The 20002-nt window shown below is 28.3% G+C and carries 18 protein-coding genes; 15 read left to right on the forward strand and 3 right to left on the reverse strand.

The window, feature by feature from the left end:
• Nucleotides 1–86 precede the first annotated feature (86 nt).
• From ACVHXK_RS06130 to ACVHXK_RS06150, 5 genes are all read left to right on the forward strand, one after another.
• Complete coding sequence (locus tag ACVHXK_RS06130) at nt 87–1082, forward strand: 3'-5' exonuclease (protein ID WP_461205596.1); 996 nt, start codon at nt 87–89, stop codon at nt 1080–1082.
• A gap of 185 nt (nt 1083–1267) precedes the next feature.
• Nucleotides 1268–1567: a hypothetical protein gene (locus tag ACVHXK_RS06135; RefSeq protein ID WP_461205490.1), complete on the forward strand. Its 300-nt coding sequence runs from the start codon at nt 1268–1270 to the stop codon at nt 1565–1567.
• 131 nt (nt 1568–1698) lie between these two features.
• Complete coding sequence (locus tag ACVHXK_RS06140) at nt 1699–2877, forward strand: M20 metallopeptidase family protein (RefSeq protein WP_461205491.1); 1179 nt, start codon at nt 1699–1701, stop codon at nt 2875–2877.
• A gap of 100 nt (nt 2878–2977) precedes the next feature.
• Nucleotides 2978–3940 carry an RluA family pseudouridine synthase gene (locus tag ACVHXK_RS06145; RefSeq protein ID WP_461205492.1) on the forward strand — a complete coding sequence of 321 codons (963 nt, stop codon included), beginning with the start codon at nt 2978–2980 and terminating at the stop codon, nt 3938–3940.
• Between the two features lie 11 nt (nt 3941–3951).
• The gene (locus ACVHXK_RS06150; RefSeq protein ID WP_461205493.1) at nt 3952–5574 is read left to right on the forward strand and encodes a putative polysaccharide biosynthesis protein; all 1623 of its coding nucleotides are present in this window, start codon (nt 3952–3954) and stop codon (nt 5572–5574) included.
• A gap of 215 nt (nt 5575–5789) precedes the next feature.
• Here ACVHXK_RS06150 and spoVB read toward each other — a convergent pair whose 3' ends face one another.
• The 3 genes from spoVB to ACVHXK_RS06165 all read right to left on the reverse strand — a co-directional run bounded on the left by spoVB (nt 5790) and on the right by ACVHXK_RS06165 (nt 10504).
• The gene (gene spoVB, locus ACVHXK_RS06155; RefSeq protein WP_461205494.1) at nt 5790–7301 is read right to left on the reverse strand and encodes a stage V sporulation protein B; all 1512 of its coding nucleotides are present in this window, start codon (nt 7299–7301) and stop codon (nt 5790–5792) included.
• Nucleotides 7302–7776: 475 nt separating this feature from the next.
• The gene (locus tag ACVHXK_RS06160; RefSeq protein ID WP_461205495.1) at nt 7777–9003 is read right to left on the reverse strand and encodes a LysM peptidoglycan-binding domain-containing protein; all 1227 of its coding nucleotides are present in this window, start codon (nt 9001–9003) and stop codon (nt 7777–7779) included.
• A 283-nt stretch (nt 9004–9286) separates the two neighbouring features.
• Nucleotides 9287–10504, reverse strand: coding sequence for a dicarboxylate/amino acid:cation symporter (locus ACVHXK_RS06165; protein ID WP_461205496.1), 1218 nt, complete (start codon nt 10502–10504; stop codon nt 9287–9289).
• A gap of 257 nt (nt 10505–10761) precedes the next feature.
• On the opposite strand from ACVHXK_RS06165, the gene ACVHXK_RS06170 reads away from it, so the two are divergent.
• From ACVHXK_RS06170 to ACVHXK_RS06215, 10 genes are all read left to right on the forward strand, one after another.
• Nucleotides 10762–10890, forward strand: coding sequence for a hypothetical protein (locus tag ACVHXK_RS06170; protein ID WP_461205497.1), 129 nt, complete (start codon nt 10762–10764; stop codon nt 10888–10890).
• A 184-nt stretch (nt 10891–11074) separates the two neighbouring features.
• Complete coding sequence (locus ACVHXK_RS06175) at nt 11075–11629, forward strand: ferritin family protein (RefSeq protein WP_461205498.1); 555 nt, start codon at nt 11075–11077, stop codon at nt 11627–11629.
• A 137-nt stretch (nt 11630–11766) separates the two neighbouring features.
• Nucleotides 11767–13092, forward strand: coding sequence for a hypothetical protein (locus tag ACVHXK_RS06180; RefSeq protein ID WP_461205499.1), 1326 nt, complete (start codon nt 11767–11769; stop codon nt 13090–13092).
• A 4-nt stretch (nt 13093–13096) separates the two neighbouring features.
• A complete protein-coding gene (locus tag ACVHXK_RS06185) occupies nt 13097–13810 on the forward strand; it encodes a zinc dependent phospholipase C family protein (protein ID WP_461205500.1) in 714 nt (237 codons plus the stop codon).
• A gap of 203 nt (nt 13811–14013) precedes the next feature.
• A complete protein-coding gene (locus ACVHXK_RS06190; RefSeq protein WP_461205501.1) occupies nt 14014–14568 on the forward strand; it encodes a class I SAM-dependent methyltransferase in 555 nt (184 codons plus the stop codon).
• A complete protein-coding gene (locus ACVHXK_RS06195; RefSeq protein WP_461205502.1) occupies nt 14528–16258 on the forward strand; it encodes a B12-binding domain-containing radical SAM protein in 1731 nt (576 codons plus the stop codon). Before ACVHXK_RS06190 ends, ACVHXK_RS06195 begins: the two co-directional genes overlap by 41 nt.
• Nucleotides 16259–16504: 246 nt before the next feature.
• On the forward strand, nt 16505–16831 hold the full coding sequence (locus ACVHXK_RS06200; RefSeq protein WP_461205503.1) for an ATPase: 327 nt from the start codon (nt 16505–16507) through the stop codon (nt 16829–16831).
• Nucleotides 16818–18764 (forward strand): V-type ATP synthase subunit I, encoded by a 1947-nt coding sequence (locus ACVHXK_RS06205; RefSeq protein ID WP_461205504.1) that lies wholly within the window; start codon nt 16818–16820, stop codon nt 18762–18764. The genes ACVHXK_RS06200 and ACVHXK_RS06205 overlap by 14 nt, the downstream gene beginning before the upstream one ends.
• Nucleotides 18765–18885: 121 nt before the next feature.
• Nucleotides 18886–19377: a V-type ATP synthase subunit K gene (locus tag ACVHXK_RS06210; protein ID WP_461205505.1), complete on the forward strand. Its 492-nt coding sequence runs from the start codon at nt 18886–18888 to the stop codon at nt 19375–19377.
• A gap of 28 nt (nt 19378–19405) precedes the next feature.
• Nucleotides 19406–20002 carry a V-type ATP synthase subunit E gene (locus ACVHXK_RS06215; protein ID WP_461205506.1) on the forward strand — a complete coding sequence of 199 codons (597 nt, stop codon included), beginning with the start codon at nt 19406–19408 and terminating at the stop codon, nt 20000–20002.

The following is a 20002-nucleotide window of genomic DNA, read 5'->3' on the forward strand; positions in this document are numbered from 1 at the left end:
CTTTACTAATAATTATATAATATTTTATTACATTTTTGGATTAATTTATCTCGAAATATTTTTACTCGTTAAAGCTGAGGACCAATATTGAAAGTAGAAGTTTGATAGATGTTTTGTATAGTAAAAAAGTACCTTTTACATTAATAGATAAAAGTTATAATTTTTATGATCAATTTATTTGTAGAGATTTATTGGCATATTTGAGACTTTCAATTAATCCATACTCAAAGGAAGATTTTTTGAGAATTATAAATAGACCCTTCAGATATATAAGTGGTAGAATTTTAACCAAAATTAAAGGGGCATACATTGATGAAGATTTATTTGATTATTTAGTAGATGAATTTGAAATGCCAAATTTTCAAATAAAAAAAATAAAAGAATTAAAAAAAGATATTAAATATTTTAATAAGACATCATTACAATATGCTATCAATACTATTGTCAATGATTTGCACTATTATGATTATCTCATAGAATATTCTGAAAAGATGAAGATTCCAATGGAAGAATTAGAATCAGTTCTAGAAGAGTTTAAATTAGCGGCATCTAAGCACACTAATATTGTTAGCTTTTTAACATATGTTAATGAGATTGGAGAAGAGCTAAAGAAAAACGATAAAAAAAATAAGAATTCATTACAAGATGAGAATGAGGTTACATTAAGTACTATACATGGTGTAAAGGGAATGGAATTTAAAAATGTATTTGTAATTAATTGTAATGAAGAAAATATTCCTCATGGTAATGCTTTAGAAGAAAACAACATAGAAGAAGAGAGAAGACTTTTTTATGTTGCTATTACTAGAGCAAAAGAAAAGTTATATTTAGGCTATACAAACGAGATTAGAGGGGTTAGTAAAAAGGTTTCAAGATTTATAAATGAGTGTAATTTAGTAGAAGTTAAAAACTTAAATGAATTCAAAGAAGGAGATGAAATTAATCATAAGTATTTTGGTGAAGGGAAAATTTATAAAATTGTTGACGGTACAATAAAAATTAAGTTTCTAGATGATAAAATAAAATCTTTTAAGAAAGATATTATAATTAATAATGGAGTTATGAAAAAGAAATTAGATTAGGCATAATTGTGAGTGATAAATGACTTAAAAAATATATATAATACAATAATGTGTACTAATAAAAGCATTACTATACATTATTGACTGAGTATACTTTAGTGTGCTATACTTTTATAAAAGAATTGTTAGAATCAATAGGGTGAAACTAAATTTTGTTAAAACAAAAACAATAGGGGGTATTTCAAGTGGTTTCTTTTAAAAAAATGTGGGATGATGTATGGGAAATGATTTTAAGGGAAGATATGAAAGAGTTAGGTGTTGTTAAAGAATTTAGTAGTGGTTTTATTGTTAATATAAATGATGATAAACAAGAGTTTATAAGTAAAGATGATTTTGTTGACATATGGGCAAGGATGCTATTTTTTAACCAAGTGGATAGAGAACAAACATCAGGAAATGAAAAACATGAGTATGTTTATCAAGTTATAAAAAAATTACCATATATAAAGGAAGAAGAAAATTCGCTTTTGATAAAACAAATTTAAAAATAAATCTAAGAACAGATTTATTTGAATAAGATACCCACATATTATATAATTTTATTAGGCTCATATTCTCAGAATATGAGCCTTTAATATTGGTAAGTTATTAATAATAAAAGAAAGGGGTTTATGGAGTGGATTTTTTAGTAGAAGCAAAGAAAATAGAAAAAGAATTAATTCAGATTAGAAGAAATATTCATATGTGTCCTGAATTGGATTTTGATTTATATAAGACTTCTGACAAAGTAAAAGAGATATTAGATAGAGAAGGAATTGAATATTTTGATACAGCAAAAACAGGTATATGTGCTATCATAAGAGGCAATGGAAATAAAACTATTGCGCTAAGAGCAGATATGGATGCTCTACCTATGCAAGAAAAAAATGATGTGGTATACTCATCTAAGGTAGCAAATAAAATGCATGCTTGTGGACATGATGTTCATACTACAATTTTAATTGGAGCAGCAAAATTATTAAATAATATTAAGGAAGAGCTAAAGGGCAATGTTGTACTTTTATTTGAACCAGCAGAAGAAACAACTGGTGGCGCTAAACTTATGATAAGGGAAGGGGTTCTTGATAAAGTACATGTTGATGCTGTTTTTGGTCTTCACGTTGAGCCTAATATTGAAGTTGGTAAAATAGGGATCAAAAAGGATGTCGTTAATGCGGCCTCAAATCCATTTACAATTACAATTAAGGGAAGAGGAGGACATGGAGCTTATCCACATGGCGCCGTTGATCCAATCGTTGCTTCTTCAAATATAATTGTAGCTATACAAAATATAGTAAGTAGAGAAATTGACGCTACATCACCCTCTGTTATTTCAATTGGAACTATAAATGGAGGTACTGCACAAAATATAATACCAGACTCTGTTACAATTTCAGGAATAATTAGAACTATGACTACGGAAAATAGAGAATATGCAAAAAAAAGATTAGAAGAGGTAGTTAGTGGAATTTGCATTGCATCTAGAACAGAGTATGAAATTGATATAGAAGAAAGTTATCCTTGTTTATATAATGATGATGATATGACGGGGATATTAGAAAATAGTGCAAGTACAATAATAGGAAAAGAGAATATAGTAGAACTTAGAAAACCTGCAATGGGAGTAGAAAGTTTTGCCTATTTTTCACTTGAAAGACCTTCAGGATTCTATTTCCTAGGAACAAGAAATGAAGAAAAGGGAATAATATATCCACTACATAATAGTAAATTTGATGTAGATGAAGATGCAATTCCTATTGGAGTTGCAATTCAATGTCAAACGGTAATGGATTTTTTGAATAATAAACAAAAGTAGTTGAATATAAAATATTTTCAGAAATTCTTTAATTAAATAAAGATTTCTGGGGTTAAGTAGAAGAGTAATTTAGGAACTAATAAAAGGAGTTTAATAAAAGATGAAGATTGAGATAGGACAAAACGAAGCGGATCAAAGGTTGGATAAATTTTTGAGAAAGCTTATGAAAGATGTACCATTAGGCATGATTTTTAAATCAATTAGAAACGGTAATGTAAAGGTTAATGGCAAAAAATCAAAGCAAAATTATAGATTAGAATTAGGAGATATACTTACTATAAAATATGTTCAATTTGATAATGAGAATAATGTTAAGAAGTTTAATAGGGTTGATTTTTCAGCTATGCAAATAGCATATGAAGATGAAAACATTTTAGTTGTTGAAAAATGGCCTGGGGTTCTTGTTCATGCCGATGAAAAAGATGGAGAGGCAAGTTTGACAGATTATGTTCTTTCTTATTTGTTTAATAAGGGAGATTATGATCCTAAAGATGAACTAACTTTTAGTCCAGCACCATGTAATAGGTTAGATAGGAATACTTCAGGTTTGGTTGTTTATGGTAAAAACATGAAAGCGCTTCAAATAATAAATGAAATGATAAGAAATAGAAGCATTAAAAAATATTATAGTGCTTTAGTTAAAGGCAGAATAGATGGTGGGCTGTATGAAGGATATATTGTAAAAGATATTCCTACTAATACATCTAAAGTATTTAAAAAAGAGGTTGAAGGTTCTAAGAAGATAGCAATGGACGTAGAGGTTATTGATTCAGTTGGTAGTTATTCATATATTGAAATTGAATTAATTACTGGTAGAAGTCATCAATTGAGAGCACATCTTGCTTCTTTAGGAAACTTTATCATTGGTGATAAAAAATATGGAGATAAAAAGATTAATAATTATTTTAATAATAAATATACATTATGCTTCCAATATTTATATGCGTATAAATTAATTTTTAAAGATTGTCCTGAAGAATTTAGTTATTTAGAAAACAAGGTGATAACACAAGCTTTGCCACCTATTTTAAAAAGAGTTAAAAAGGACGTACTAAAATTTTAGGGGTATGAGATATGAAAAAACAGTCTACTACTAAAGGATTTGCCATTTTATCTATGGCATCTATGATAGTGAAGGTATTATCGTTATTATATCTTCCGTTTTTGCAAAATATAATAACCTTAGAAGGACAAGGAGTATATTTATCTGCCTATCAAATTTTTGTATGGATATACGTCTTGGCGAATTCGGGAATACCGGTAGCTATTTCAAAACTCGTGTCTGAGCAAATGGCACTAGGGAATTACAGAGATGCTGTGAAAAGTTTTAAGATATCGAGATTATTAATGCTTTGTTCAGGGGTGTTTTTTAGCTTGTTCTTATTTATATTTGCGGGTCCAATAGCTAATGTACAGGGAGTACCAAAAGCTAAATTGTCTATTATGGCATTAGCCCCAACTATTCTATTTACTTCAATTGTTTCATCCTATAGAGGATATTTTCAAGGAAGAGGTAATATGGAACCTACAGCAATATCACAAATTTTAGAACAAGTTGCGAATGTTATTTTTACTTTAGTTTTTGCAGCTATGCTTATGAAATATGGTATTGAAGCAGGTAGTGCTGGTGGAACTATCGGAACAACAGTAGGTGCTTTGTTTGCAGCTATATATTTGATTATTGTATATGAAAAGAATAAAATTATCCGTGTGCCTATTGGTTTTGTAGATAATAGTAGAGCTACCAATAAGGAAATATTTAAAAGAATAATAGGTTATAGTCTTCCAATAGTGATATGTGTTGGAATGCAATATTCTGGTGATATTGTTGATATGGGTATAGTTATAAATAGACTTAGAGATATTGGATTGACGGAGAAAATAGTTAATGAAAGATATGCTGTTTTAAGATACTATAGAACACTTATAGGAGTCCCTATTGCTTTGATTTCTGCTTTGGCGGTATCAGTGTTACCTTCTTTATCAGGGGCACATTCTTTGAAGAATAATGGACTAGTAAATGAAAAAGTAAATTTTGCTTTTAGGTTTTGCTATCTAGTAGCTATTCCTTCAGCTATAGGATTGACAGTACTTAACAAGTCAATAATAAAACTTGTATTTCCAAGAGTTTTTGGATATAACCTTGAGTTAGCTGGATATATGTTGTTTTTTGGTGGTGTGATTTTAATTCTACAATCGACTGTTCAAATACAGATTACTATACTTCAAAGTATAGGGAAATTGTATACATCCACAATTTATATGTTAATTGGAGTAACTTGTAAGATTATTGCTGATTACATTTTTGTGGGAATACCAACGATAAATGTATTAGGTGCTTTGTTTGGTAATTTTTTTATGTTTATTGTGCCTTTAATATTGAATTATAGAAAAGTAAATAAAGAATTAAAGGTTAAAGTTAATTTGTTGAAACATATGATTAAACCTCTATTAGCATCAATTCTAATGGGGGCAGTTGTATATGGTATACAACTGGTATTTTCAGTTCTTATAGCTAATTTTAATACTGGATATTTAAATAATGCTATTTCAACTTTAATTGCAATTGGTACAGGCGTTATTACATATGTGTATGGGCTTGCTTTATTTGGTGGTATTACAAAAGAAGATTTAAATGTATTACCAGTTAAATTTAAAAAAAATATGCCTAAATTTATTATCGACAAAATAGTTTAACTGAAAGAAGGATTTTCAGAAAGTTATATGAATAAAAACAGCCCTGTTTAGTAGACAATAGAAAGTCTATTATATAGGGTTTTTTAATTGGCTCTGTTTTAAAATATTGTTGATAGTTAAACTACTATTAATTAAAGATTTTCTGACCAAAGGGAAGAAAATCATCCATAATTGTGCATTGTAAATTGTGCATTGTGCATTGAATTTAACAAGTATCATTCTTCTTTTGAATAAAATAAAGAGTTTAAGTAGAAGAACAATATAAAGCCTGCAAAAATCATAAAAATAACTTTAAATTTGAAAAAATTTGTTGAAAATAACACATTTGTAATATTTATTAGTAAATAAATTAAAATACTTATTAAGAAACTGGTAAATATTCTTGTAGGTTTAAAATCTATATATATTTTTTTCTTGATTTCGTAAAGATTTAAAACTAAAGATGTTAAACTTGTTATAAGTAAACTGATTCCATATCCCATAATATTTATTTGTGGTATTGAAGTTAATAGGAATAAAAGTATTAATTCTTCGACAGAAGTTATAAGAGAGTTTTTAAGTAAAACACTTTGTTTCCCAAGTCCATTAAGGATGCTATAAGTAGTTGCAGCAACGAAAGTGAATGGGGCTGAAATGGAAGCAAATTTTATATAGTAGCCAAGGTCTAATCTATTGTAAAAAAGATACCCTAGTTCATTTGGAATACTTAAACATATTACCATTGTGGCAAGACCAAGTAGAAAAGAGATACTAATTACTTGCTTAATTCTTTTTTCAAGAGTATAGTAATCTCTTTTAGTTAAACTTTCTGAAATATCAGGAATTAAGACCATTGCCATCGACATAATTACAATTATAGGAAAATAGATAATTGTTAGAGCCATTCCTGAAAATTTACCTATCATACCTAAAGCTACCCCGTGATCAAAACCAGCTTTTGTAAGTCTAATAGGAATAATAAGCGTAGATACAGTCGATATTGCAGTTGATAGGAAGCCGTTAATACATAAAGGTACTGACATAATCAATACATCAAATAAGAGCTGTGCATTTCCTTCTTTTTCAGTAGAAATTTGAGTTGGTTTATTTTTTTTATTCCTGTCTATTTTATAAAAAATATACAGTAACAAAAAACTTAGTAATTCTCCACAAGCTAGTGCACCGTAAACAGCTGATACGGTATTTTCTATACCACTTAAAGAAAAGTAATTTATGATTATTACTACTGATATTATTCGAGTGGTTTTTTCAAATATATCGATTATTGCAGGCGTTTTTACGTTATATGTACCATAGAAATATCCCTTTATTATTGAAGATAGGGCAACAAAAATTAAAGCTAAAGAAATAAACCATAAGCTGTACAAACTTCGGGAATCTTTGATAATGTTACTTGATATGTATTTAGTATTTAAAAATAATAAAATTACTATTATTAGAGACCATAAAAAATCGAATATTAATGTTATTTTAATTGTTTTATGTAAATTTCTATTATCATTTTTACTTAAAAAAGCAGAAGATTGCTTTGATATTGCAGTTACCATACCACCACAAACTAAACAAGCAAACACATCATAAATAGGCATTATAAGAGCATAGAGTCCCATACCTTCTGCTCCTAGTTTACGGGATAAAATTATTGAAAAAATAAATTTCAAAATCCCTGTTGTGGAATTTGTTAACGTTAGTACTATGGAGTTTCTAAAAAATTTATCTTTAAACATAAAAATCCCCTCACATAATCAATTAATATTAATACTTATGTTAGGGGCTTTTGTTTTATACTAAGCTTGTTTTTAAATAATAAATTTTATGTTTAATGCACAGTTTTTTTAAAATATAGAGTGCAATTTGCAGAGCTTTTTAAAACATAGAGTGCAGTTTGCAGAGTGCTTATTTAAAACATAGAGTGCAGTTTGCAGAGTGCAGTTAAAGGATTAAAGGATTAAAAGATTAAAAGATTTAAGAGATTTAAGAGTTATGAGATTTAAGAGATTAAAAGATAAAATTGTAAAAGTTTAGGATTTTAGTGTGTGTTATATTTCTAGAATATGGTTAAAATATTATTGGGAGTTTCTAATTTAAAGAAGCTTCTCGACGTGAGTCGAGAAGCTTTAAATTTAATTAAAGATTTTCTGACCGAAGGGAAGAAAATCATCCTAAATTGTACATTGTGCATTGTGCATTGTGCACTGGGTTTTACTGTCCATTTGCTTTTAAAACGTTATTCTGATGAGTACTGCTTAATGAATTACTAACGTGACTTGTTGAATTATAAAAATACATATCAATATGTCCGGCGAGTCCATTAGTGTAGATATCAGTAGAAGAATGAGGCATACCTGTAACACTAACGGCTAATTGATAGTCTGTACCACCTTGATTGAAGTATAAAACCATTGGTCGCATAGCAGACCAAGACCATGTAGGATATATTTCTTCTACTTTATCTGTATCAGCTTTTGTTAAAGTAACTACGTCAGCATGATTAGAGCCACCATAGTATTTTATGTTAAATGCTATACCAGTTTGGATATCTTTTAAAGTAGCAACTTGTCCAACGGTGAAAATCCTTCTTGCGTTAGTCCAATCATATAAATCACCATAATTATCATTAGATCTTTTTTCCATCATAGTAATTCCTATAGGTGATACTGTTTCAGTGGAATCTACAGGTATAGTTATGATTTGGCCAGGCATCAGTATTTCTGTAGCAAGTTTATTTGAATTAATAATAGCTTCCATAGATGTGTTATAGTTTTTGGCAATTGTCCATAAATTATCTCCTGATTTAACTATGTAATTTACTGTTGAGATTTCCTGTTCGATGTATGTGCTATTTGTATTAGAATTATCTTCAGTTGGCAATTTTAGAACTTGTCCTATATAGATAGTATTTATTTCTAAATTATTTATAGTGCATAAAGTATCTACAGTAGTATTGTTGTTACAAGCTATTTTCCATAAGGAATCTCCAGATTTAACAGTGTAGGTCAGAGAAACAGTTGTATTTTGTGTATCTGTTATATTTGATAAATTATCAGGAACTACATTTGAACTTGCAGGTACATATATAATTTGACCTATTTGAAGATTAGAATTATATAAATTATTTAATTTCATCAATTCATTTGTAGTTGTATTATATTGTACAGAGATTTTCCATAATGAATCTCCTGAAAGTACAGTATATGTCGATAGTGTGGGGTCATCAACCTTTATAACTTGTCCAATTTGAATATAATCATTTGAATCCATATTATTCAAAGTAGTTATATCTGAAACTGTAGTATTATAAGTTTGAGCTATTTTCCAAAGGGAATCACCGCTTTTTACTTCATGATTCACGACAGATGCAAAAGCTTTTGTAGGAACTCCTAAAAATAATACTGTAGCTAATAAAGCTGTTATTTTCCACTTGTTCATAACAACACTCCTCTGTAGTTGATAATTTTTATTAATTAGATTAAACTTTTTATTAAATTATAATTTCTTCCTGCTCATTTATTATCTCAAAAAAAATCTTTTGTGTGAATAGTAGGTTAAAGGAAATATTGTTATTTATTTACTTGAAACCATAAAATAAGCATGCCACAAAAGTAATTTATTTTAACTTACTTTTGTGTTTTAACCATAAAATGAATTACTGTATAATTTTATAGGTGTAATAAAAAAAGCTAGAAGCGAAAACTTCTAGCTTTTTAAAGAATTACTCTTTAAATCTATCAACAATTACAGCACATGATGCGTCCCCTGTTACATTGACAGCAGTTCTGAGCATATCAAATATCCTATCTACTCCAAATAGTAACGGTAAAGCAACTATAGGAATATTAGCAGCTATTAATACAGCTACAACTAGTAATGATGGACCTGGAACCCCTGCTTGACCAATAGAACCAACTGTTGCAGTAAATATTATTGCAATGTACTCTGTAGGGCCTAAAGGTATGTTAAAGAATTGTGCGAAAAAACAAGCAGCAAGAGCATAATACACTGCATTTCCATCCATGTTTATTGTAGCACCTAGTGGAAGTACAAATGAAGTAGTTTCTTTTGAAACATCAAGTTCATTTTCACATGTTTCCATGTTGAATGGTAGAGTAGCCATTGAAGAGGATGTTGATAAAGCTACAAGTTGGACAGGATACAATTTTTTGAAGAAATCTAATGGTTTTACTTTTGATAAAAATTTAATAGCTGCACCGTATACTCCAAATGTTTGAATTAGTAAAGCAATTACGTAAACGCCAAATAATTTTAATACTAAAACTAAAAGTTTAGTACCTAATGTACCAACAGAATCAGCCATTAGAGCGAATACACCAATTGGTGCAATATACATGACTTTCATAATTACAAAAATTAATGCATCTGTTAATCCACCAAAAAAATTTGTAACAGCGGTTTTTTTATCTCCTTCTAAAGTTGAGATACCAAATCCTAAAAATAAGCAGAAAAATAATATTTGAAGCATATTTCCACTAACTAAAGATTCGATAGGGTTAGTTGGGATTATTCCCTTAATTGTTTCAAAAAATCCAGGTATAGAACCTTTATCGGCATATTCTGTTGAGAATAATGCTGTTACTTCTTCTATAGGAACACCTATACCGGGTTTGAAGAGTTGTCCAAAGATTAATCCTAATACAACTGCAAATGCTGTTGTAGTTAGATAATAACCAAAAGTTGCAGCACCTATTTTGCCTGCTGATTTTGAATTACCAATTGAAGCAGCTCCCATAATGATTGATGAAGCAACTAGTGGAATAACAACCATTTTAATTAGTTGCATAAATATTTCACCTAATGGCTTGAACATAGTTGCATTAGGTCCCATAATAAGTCCTACAATAATACCAACGAACATTGAAATAATAATCCATAAACCTAGATTTTTAGCAAACGCTTTTGAAGATTTTGACACTTGTATCGCCCCCTGTTTTTTAATATATGTTGATTTAATGCCAATATTATTATAATAGATTTTTTATAAAAATCAAATAAGAATTAAAAAAATGCAATGAATGGATAGTTTTATTAACGTATTTATATTTACAGTGCTAAATTTTATGATAAATAGTAAAGGAATTAAAAAAAGAAAAAAGTTATTTATTGAATAAATATTAATGGGTATATTTATATTTTTTTAAGAGAAATTAAATATAAGGAGGAGTGATGATTATGAAAAAGAAATCTTTCTGGGATAGATTTTTAGATTTGTTAATGCCCTATTATGATAGACTTCCGGATGATGAAGAGAACACTTCTACACGGATTGTTACTAACTATAATTATAAGAAGGAAGACTGACGGTTTATAAAACATAGAGTGAAATGTACAGAGTGAACATTTCACTCTGCGAACTGCACTCTTGTTTTAAAAAAAGGGTTGTTTTTTCCATTTATAGGACTTATATTTGATTATATAGAATTAGTCAATAATTGTGCATTGTGCATTGTGAATTGTGCATTGCCCTAAAAATGGGGGTATATTAGTGGAATTGTATTGTAAAATTTGTGGAATGAAAATTAATGAAAAGAATTATCAATTTAATGAAAATAGTTTTTTGATTAAAAATGAAATTGATGATATTAAGTATTGTCCATTTTGTGGTGTGGACAAAGAGTATTTTTCCAGTAAAGAGGATATTATAGTAATAGATAAAGGACTAGTGGATGAGAAAACAAAAAAGATTCTAGATAAAGCTATGAAACTTGAGGTTTTTAATGGAGAATTTTATGAAGAAGCATCAAAAATTGCTTGTAGTAAAAAAACAAAACAAATGTTTACAGATTTAAGTAGAGTAGAAATAATGCATGCTAAGATTCATAAAAAAATAGGGGGATTTAATTCGCTGCCTAATTTAAGTAAATTAGATTACACAAAATTCAAAGTAGATTCAGCATTAATTGAACAAGCTAATATAAGAGAAATCCATGCTGTTGAATTTTATAATAAGTATATTAAAGAAATACAATATGAGGATATTAAAATTATATTGGAAGCATTAGTTTCAGTTGAGAAGCAACATATTTTTCTTACAGAATAGATAAAATTAATAGTATTATTTCTTCATAAATATCTCAAAAAATAATATATTTTTTTATATAGGCTTATTTTAGTGATTTATAGTGATTTTAGCTAAAAGATAGCTTTAATACAGAGTAATATATTATTGGAGGAAATATGAAGAAAATATTTAAGGTGATATTATCTATTTTTATTGTATCAATTATTTTTTTAGCACTAAGAAATTATTACATAAAGGATTACAGTGTTAAAATAGAGAAAGAATATCTTGATTGTTCTACTAAATTTAAAGGTCTAAAGGGTGCCATAGATTTTGTAGGAGACAATAAAAATAATTTTTATATAGCGTATAAAAATAAAATTCAATTTGTGGGAAACAATGGACAGAGTTATAATGTAATTAACAATCCGAAATTTTGTATAACAGCCATTGAATATTTCGAAGGGGATCTTTATTTTGTATCACAAAATTCGCTATATTGTATTAATATAAAGACAAAAGAGTTAAAAGAAATTATGAATGATTTATCTAATTTTGGTGACTACGATGAAAGTAGATTGACTGTGTGTGAAAACTTTTTGTATATTTCTATCGGAGCGGCTACGAATTCTGGAGTTGTTGGCGACGATAATATATGGCTTGAAGAATATCCATATATCCATGATATTACACCTTATATGATTACACTTAGAGGTTTGAATTTTGGAGATAAAAAAACAGGAGCCTATTTGAGTAGTGGATCAAAAAGTATAGAAGGACAAATTGTTACAGGACATTTCCCAGGGAATGCATCTATAATAGTTTATAATATGGAGACTGGAGATATGGCTACTTTTGCTTGGGGTATTAGAAATGTAACTTCTATGGATTTTGACAGTAGATCAAAGTTGTTTGCATCCGTTGGAGGAATGGAAAATAGAGGCTTAAGACCAGTGATAGGAGATGTAGACTATATATTTGAAATACAAGCTAAAACATGGTATGGATGGCCAGATTATAGTGGAGGAGATCCTGTAAGTTCTCCGAGGTTTAAAGGCGAAGATAATAAAGAAATCCTATTTATTTTAGATAAGCATCCTACTACTAATCCACCGGCTCCTATCTATCAACATGATAAAGTTAATTCACTAACTTGTCTAGCCATAGATAATATAGGAACAATACAAAGGGTAGATACAATATATTTTTTAGACGATTTTAGTAAAACTTTATATTCTTTAGATACGGAAGGGATATTAGATGAAATACTAGTTTTTCAAGATGAAAGCTTGATTTCTAGTATTAAGTATATAAATAATGAAATGTTAATATTAGATTCTAAGAGTGGTATTATGTATAATTTAGAAAAAAAAGACAATGATAGTACAGAAAAGACTAAAATAATGGTAGCATATTGGTTTTTTATTTTCTTAATTATTTGTGTTTCTGGTTATTTAGCATGTACAATTAGAACAAACATAAAAAACAAAAAAAGAGAGTGATTATTTGAAAAGACGAATTGAAGCAACTTATGGTAAAACTTTAAGGGGAATAATGTTTGCAGTAAACCCTATAAAAAAAGCTATTCTTAAAACCCATTGTATTACTCATAAGTATATAAATACTAGATCGATAGATATTTTGAAAAATGAAAAGTACGAGAAAGAATATGAATTATTCAGAAAATATTTAGCAAATATTAATGAAGGGGTAACATGGGCGGATCAAGATTTTAAAAGTACAAATCACTTTTTCCACTATGAGAGGGAAGCTGGACTTTATGGATTTTCTAATGCATACGAAGAGTGCAGAAAATATTATAATAAGGCAGCAGCGTATTATGATGTAGGTGATGTAGGTAGGAGCATGTTTTATCTAGGTGCAGCTTGTCATTTAGTTCAAGATGCTACTGTTCCACAACATGTAAACAATAGATTATTGAATAAACATAGAGGGTTTGAACTATGGATAATTAGCAAAATAATAAGTAATTACCCATTCTATATATTAAAAGGTATTAAGAAATATGGAACAATAAGAGAGTTTATTAGAAAAAATGCGCAATTTGCAAATAAGACTAATTTAAAATACGCTATTATTACGGATAGCGAAAAAAGAAATTTGGGTATAGCAAAAGAGATACTTGCAGAAGCGCAGGAAACAACTGCGGGGTTTCTATTATATTTTTATGAAAATGAAATAGAAAAGAAAAAACACTAATTTAATAATAATTCTTCCATTAAATGGAGGAATTATTATTTTTATGTAGAATTTTTTATAAAGATAGTTTTATATTTTAAAAGTTAAAAAGGCAGATTGAATCTTTGTGCTGTGCACTATAAATAAAAACTATTCACTGTAAACGGGAAACGCTGAACCGTGAACTATGAACCGTGCACTGTGAACTGTGAACTGAAAAGTGGGTGATTGATATTAGAGGTGAAATTGTTTTAAATTTAGAAAACCAAAGATTTAAAGGAAATGTTTTAGATATTGGCGTTAATAATTATGGTATAGTATATAATATTTGTAATGAATCAAAAAGTAATTTAGAGGTAGATTATCTGCAAAATGGGAAGGATAAAGTTAAAGGAAGGCAATATAATAGCTGTGTTATGTTTTTGGGTATGAGCAGCCTATTATTTGAAAAAAATAAAGTCAAAATCTTTGAAATGATATCAAGACATTTAGATGAAAATGGTAAGTTGTTTATTTGGGATATTCAAAAAAAAAGAGGCGAAATAATTGATGTTGATATAAAAGTTGTGTTACCATATAGGAAAATAAAAACCATTAATTATAGGGATTATAATATTATTACAAAACAGGGTAGAAATTCTTTAGAAGTGTTATTAGAAAAAAAATTTGAAATTATTGTCTCAAGAGATATTAACGGATTATTTTACATTGAAGCTCAAAAGAAAAGGAGAAAGTTAAATGAAGAAAAAGAAAGTAACACTAGTGGGAATAAACTCTAAGTTTATTCACAGTAACTTGGCTATAAGATATTTAGAGGCCAATACAAGAGATTTAGACTATGAATGTAATTTGAGAGAGTTTTCTATAAATGATAGGACAGAAAAAATATTAGAAGAAATAATAAGAGAAGAGCCGGACATAATTGGCTTTTCTTGTTATATATGGAATATTGAACTAGTTAAAAGTCTAGCTACTTTGATAAAAATTATTGATAAAAAAATAAAAATTTTATATGGAGGGCCAGAAGTATCTTATTCAGGAAAAACTTTTCTAGAAGAGAATCCTGGTGAGTATTTGATTGAAGGAGAAGGCGAAGTAGCTTTTAGAAAATTAATTTCTTTTGAAATAGAAGAATTACAGTGTAAAAATGGTGAAAAAGAAAGTCAATATGAAAGACTTAGAGATATAAAAGGTATTTATTTTAAAGATAAAGATAATAAAATTATATATACAGGATACAAGGGAAATATGGATATAAATGATGTGGTTTTTCCGTATGAAGATATGGAAGAATTGAATAACAAAATAATATACTATGAAGCATCAAGAGGATGTCCTTTTGGATGTAAGTATTGTCTTTCATCAGTAGATAGAAATGTAAGATTTAGAGATATGGAAAAAGTTAAAAAAGAATTAAAATTTTTGTGTGATAAAGAGGTTAAATTAGTTAAATTTGTTGATAGAACTTTTAATTGTGACATTAAATTTGCTATGGATATTTGGTCGTTTTTAATTGGACTAGAAACTAACACTAAATTTCATTTTGAAATTTCAGCAGATTTAATGACAGAGGAAGAAATTGAATTATTAAAAAAAGTCCCAAAAGGTAGATTTCAATTTGAAGTAGGAATACAAACTACAAATTTTGATGTACTCAATAATATAAATAGATCTGTAAACACAGATAATATCAATAATAAAGTAAAAGAAGTTAAAATTCTATCTAATATAATGCAACATTTGGATTTGATTGCAGGACTTCCTGGAGAGAAACTTTCTTCTTTAAAAAGATCATTTAATGACATTTATGCAATGGAACCTGAAGAAATTCAATTAGGATTTTTGAAAATTTTACATGGAACACCAATGGAAAAAGAAAAAGAAAAATGGGGTATAAAACATTCACCATATCCACCTTATGAAGTGTTGAAAACTAACGATATTTCTTATAAAGAACTTATTTTTCTAAAAAAAGTAGAAGCTATGGTTGATAAGTATTATAATTCAAATAAGTTTAATAATACAATGAGATATCTTGTAACTTTTTTCGAAAATCCATTTTTGCTCTATGAAAGAATGGGATTATTTTTTGATGAAAAGCAATATTTTGATAGAAATCTTTCAAATACTGAATATTATAGAGCTGTTTTAGAATTTTTCAAAACTAATATTAATGAAAAGGATGAAGAGTTAATTGAAATAATAAAATATGACTATTTAAAGCATAATAAGAAAAGGTGGTTACCGGAGTTTTTGCATAGAAATTTGTCAGTGGAGCAAAATAAAAAAATTAAGCATTTTCTAGTACAAAATGATATAATTACAAGTAGAGAAAAGATTCATATCGAAAAATATTTAATTGATGTAATTGAATATGAAAGAAGTAATACTGTAATCCGTAGAGAAACATATATAATGTATTATGAGAATACTAACAATTATTTAATAATTAGTGATTTGAATTTATAGAAAAATGAATGTTAGTTTGTTTTAATTATCAAATTTTTTTAAATTAACTGAATTTTCCCTTGAAAAGTATGTCCACATAGTAGTATAATCTAAATAGTTAAGTTGTTTTAATTACCATATAAAGCATTAGAATTTAAAATGTATAAGGTTAGCTTTTATAGCTTATTGAGTTAGAATATATAGCTTAGTGAGGTAGTTAAAGCTATAAACTAAAGATTCAGAATATTATGTAAAGGTGGTGATAATTTGGCGCTAGAAGCTTTGAATGAAATAAAAAAAGCTGAAGAAGAAGTGAATGAAAAAATTAAAAAGGCACAAAGTGAAAAGATTCAAATAGTTAAAGAGGCTGAAATAAAGGCATCTACTGAGAAAAAAAGAATTTTAGATGAAAAGAAAAAAGAAGCAAATGAAATTATTGAAAAAGCAATTGCTGATGCACAAGAAAAAGCAAAACCTATTCTTCAAACAGGAGAAGAGGCAACAAAAGCTATTATGGATGTTCCAAAGGAAAAATTTGATGGAGCAGTAAATTTAGTTATTGAGAGGATAGTGAATATCAATGGCAATAGTTAAAATGAATAAATTTACACTATATGCTTTTGAATCTCAGAGAAGAGAATTGCTTCAGAATTTGCAGAAATTTGAAGGCGTTCAATTCACAAACCTTCAAGAAAAAATCAATGATGAAAATTTAGAGTTTTTAAAAAGTGCTTCTCAGATTGGGGAAGTTTCCAAAATTGAAAGCGAAATTGCAAAAATTAAGTTTTCTATTGATTTTTTGAACAGATATATTGAAAAAGAAGGTGGATTGAAAGCTCTTAAGGCAGGTAAGAAAACGCTGACCTTTGATGAATTAAATTCATTCATAGAAAAGTCGTCTTGGGAATCTATATATAAGGATTTAAAAGAGAAAGACGAAAAGATGCTAGCTCTACATAACGAAAAAACAAAATTGTTAAATGAGATAGAGTTTTTATATGAATGGTCAAGTTTTGATGCCCCTTTAAAAGATTTGAAAGCATTAAAATTAACTGAAGGCTTTATAGGTTCAATACAAAAGAATTTTGAAGAAAATGTTTTTTCAGAATTAGAAAAAGAAATACCTGATGTTTATTATGAAAAGATTAATGAAAGTAAGACTGATGTATTTATATTTGTTCTTATTCAAAAACAATTTGCAGAAAAAGCTAGTGATATTCTAAAAAATCTTGGATTTAGTAAAGCTACAATTGATTATAGTGATACTCCTCTTAATGTTATTAAAAATCATAAAGATAGAATTAGTAGCATAGATACAGAGGTTGAAACATCAATAGAAACTTTGAAAGAAATGAAGAATGAACTAGATGAAATGGAGCTTGCTTTTGAATATTATAGTAATGAGTTAGAAGTTAAAAAAGTGTGTGAAAATTTTGTTAAGAGTGAAAAGGTTGTTGCAATTGAAGGATGGAACACTCTTGAATCTAACGAAGAATTAGAAGAAATTGTTAAAAATACACTTTCATCTAATTATTATTTGGAATTCAAAGAAGTTGAAGATAGCGATGTTGTTCCTATAAAACTTCAAAACAGTGGTTTAGTAGAACCTTTTGAAAGTATTACTGAAATGTATTCACTTCCAAATTATAAAGAGATTGACCCTACACCAATATTATCAATTTTCTATTTTGTATTTTTTGGGATGATGCTATCAGATGCAGGGTATGGAGTTATTATGGTAATAGGTACAATTCTTTCTTTAAAACTGTTTAAGCTTGAAAAAGGTACTAAGAATTTTATGAAGTTATTCTTATATCTTGGAATTTCAACTACTATATGGGGAGTAATTTACGGTGGATACTTTGGTGATGCTCCAGAATCTTTATTTAATAAACCAGCGCATGCATTTATTAATTCTCAAGAGCAAATTATGCTTATTCTTGGGATAGCTGTAGCAATGGGGATTGTTCATATCTTTACTGGATTAGCTATCAAAGCATATGTGTTAATTAGAAATGGTAAACCGATGGATGCCATTTATGATGTATTAACTTGGTATGTTACTTTAATAGGGTTAGGGTTACTTCTTGGTGGAATTGGTGGAAGTGCAGGTAAAATACTTACAATAGTAGGTGTTGTATCATTGCTTTTAACTCAAGGAAGAGATGCAAAATCCATAGGTGGTAAAATAGGCGGTGGAATATACGGATTATACGGAATTACTTCGTATATAGGAGATGTTGTTTCATACTCAAGATTACTTGCCCTTGGGCTTGCAACAGGATTCATAGCAAATGCATTTAACTTAATGGCTAATCTTATTCCAAAACCAGCGGGTTACGTATTTGGATTAGTAATATTCTTATTTGGACATTTATTCAATTTGGGTATAAATGCTTTAGGAGCATATGTTCATACAAGTAGATTACAATATTTAGAGTTTTTTAATAAATTCTATGAAGGTGGAGGAAAGAAATTTAATCCACTTAAATCTACTAGTAAGTATGTGAATATCACTGATAAATAGGTTTTAAATTGAAATTTGATTTTTACTTGATAAAATCACAATGATGTGAAAAATGTAAAAAATATTAAAACTAATAAAAATATCAAAAAAATTAATTTTAAATTGGTAGGAGGAAAATTATATGTTTGGAACATTTATGGAATTTATGAGTCAAAACGGAGGATTAGCTTTAGCTTTATTAGGTGCAGCACTTGCAACTGCACTACCAGGTATAGGTTCAGCAAGAGGTATTGGTATAGTAGGGGAAGCTGCTGCTGGAGTAATTACTGAAGATCCTGATAAATTTGGTAGAGCACTTATTTTAGAATTGTTACCAGGAACACAAGGTTTGTACGGATTTGTTACTACAATTATTATTTTAACAAGAATTGGATTATTAGGCGGATCAACTCCTGATATGCAAACAGGTTTCTTTATATTTATGGCGTCACTTCCAATTGCTTTAGCAGGATGGAAATCAGCTATATCTCAAGGAAAAACTGCAGCAGCAGGGCTTGCAATTTTAGCTAAAAAACCTGATCATGTAATGAAAGGTGTTTTATTTGCAGTAATGGTTGAAACTTATGCATTATTAGGTTTCGTATCTTCATTATTAATGATCTTATTTATTTAAACTATAGAAGGTTAGGATGTGAAGACGAATGTCTAATATTAGTAATTTAGTGAAGAAAATTATAGAAGAAGGAAATAGCAGCGCAGAAGCAATTTTAAGTGAAGGAAGAAAAGAAGAAGAAAAAATTCTAAACAAAAATATTAAAGAAGCTGAAGAAACTGGTAAGCTTATCATTGAAAAAACAACATTAGAATCTGTTACAAGAGGTGAAAGAGTTATCTCTAATGCAGAATTAAAAGTTAGAAATTCAAAGTTAGAAGCTAAGCAAAAGGTATTGGATAAAGTTTTTGAGGAAGCATTAGAAAAACTTACAAAGATATCTGGAGAAGAGCACCTTAAATTTATTGAAGAAAGTATTTTAGCTTTAGATATTGAAGAGGATGAAGAACTTATAATTGGTAGAGATAATACTGATGTAACTGCTGAATTTGTAAATAAAATTAATGCTGAGCTTGTTAAAAAAGGTAAAAAAGCTGGTATTAAACTTAGTTCAGAAAAAAGAGATTTTAAGGGCGGTTTTGTTATGCAAAAAGATGGTATTGAAATTAATAATACTTTTGAAGCCTTAATAATGTCTCTAAGAGATGAGCTTGAAGCAGACGTTGCAAATGTATTGTTCCAATAA

Source organism: Clostridium sp. DL1XJH146, from assembly GCF_054819755.1.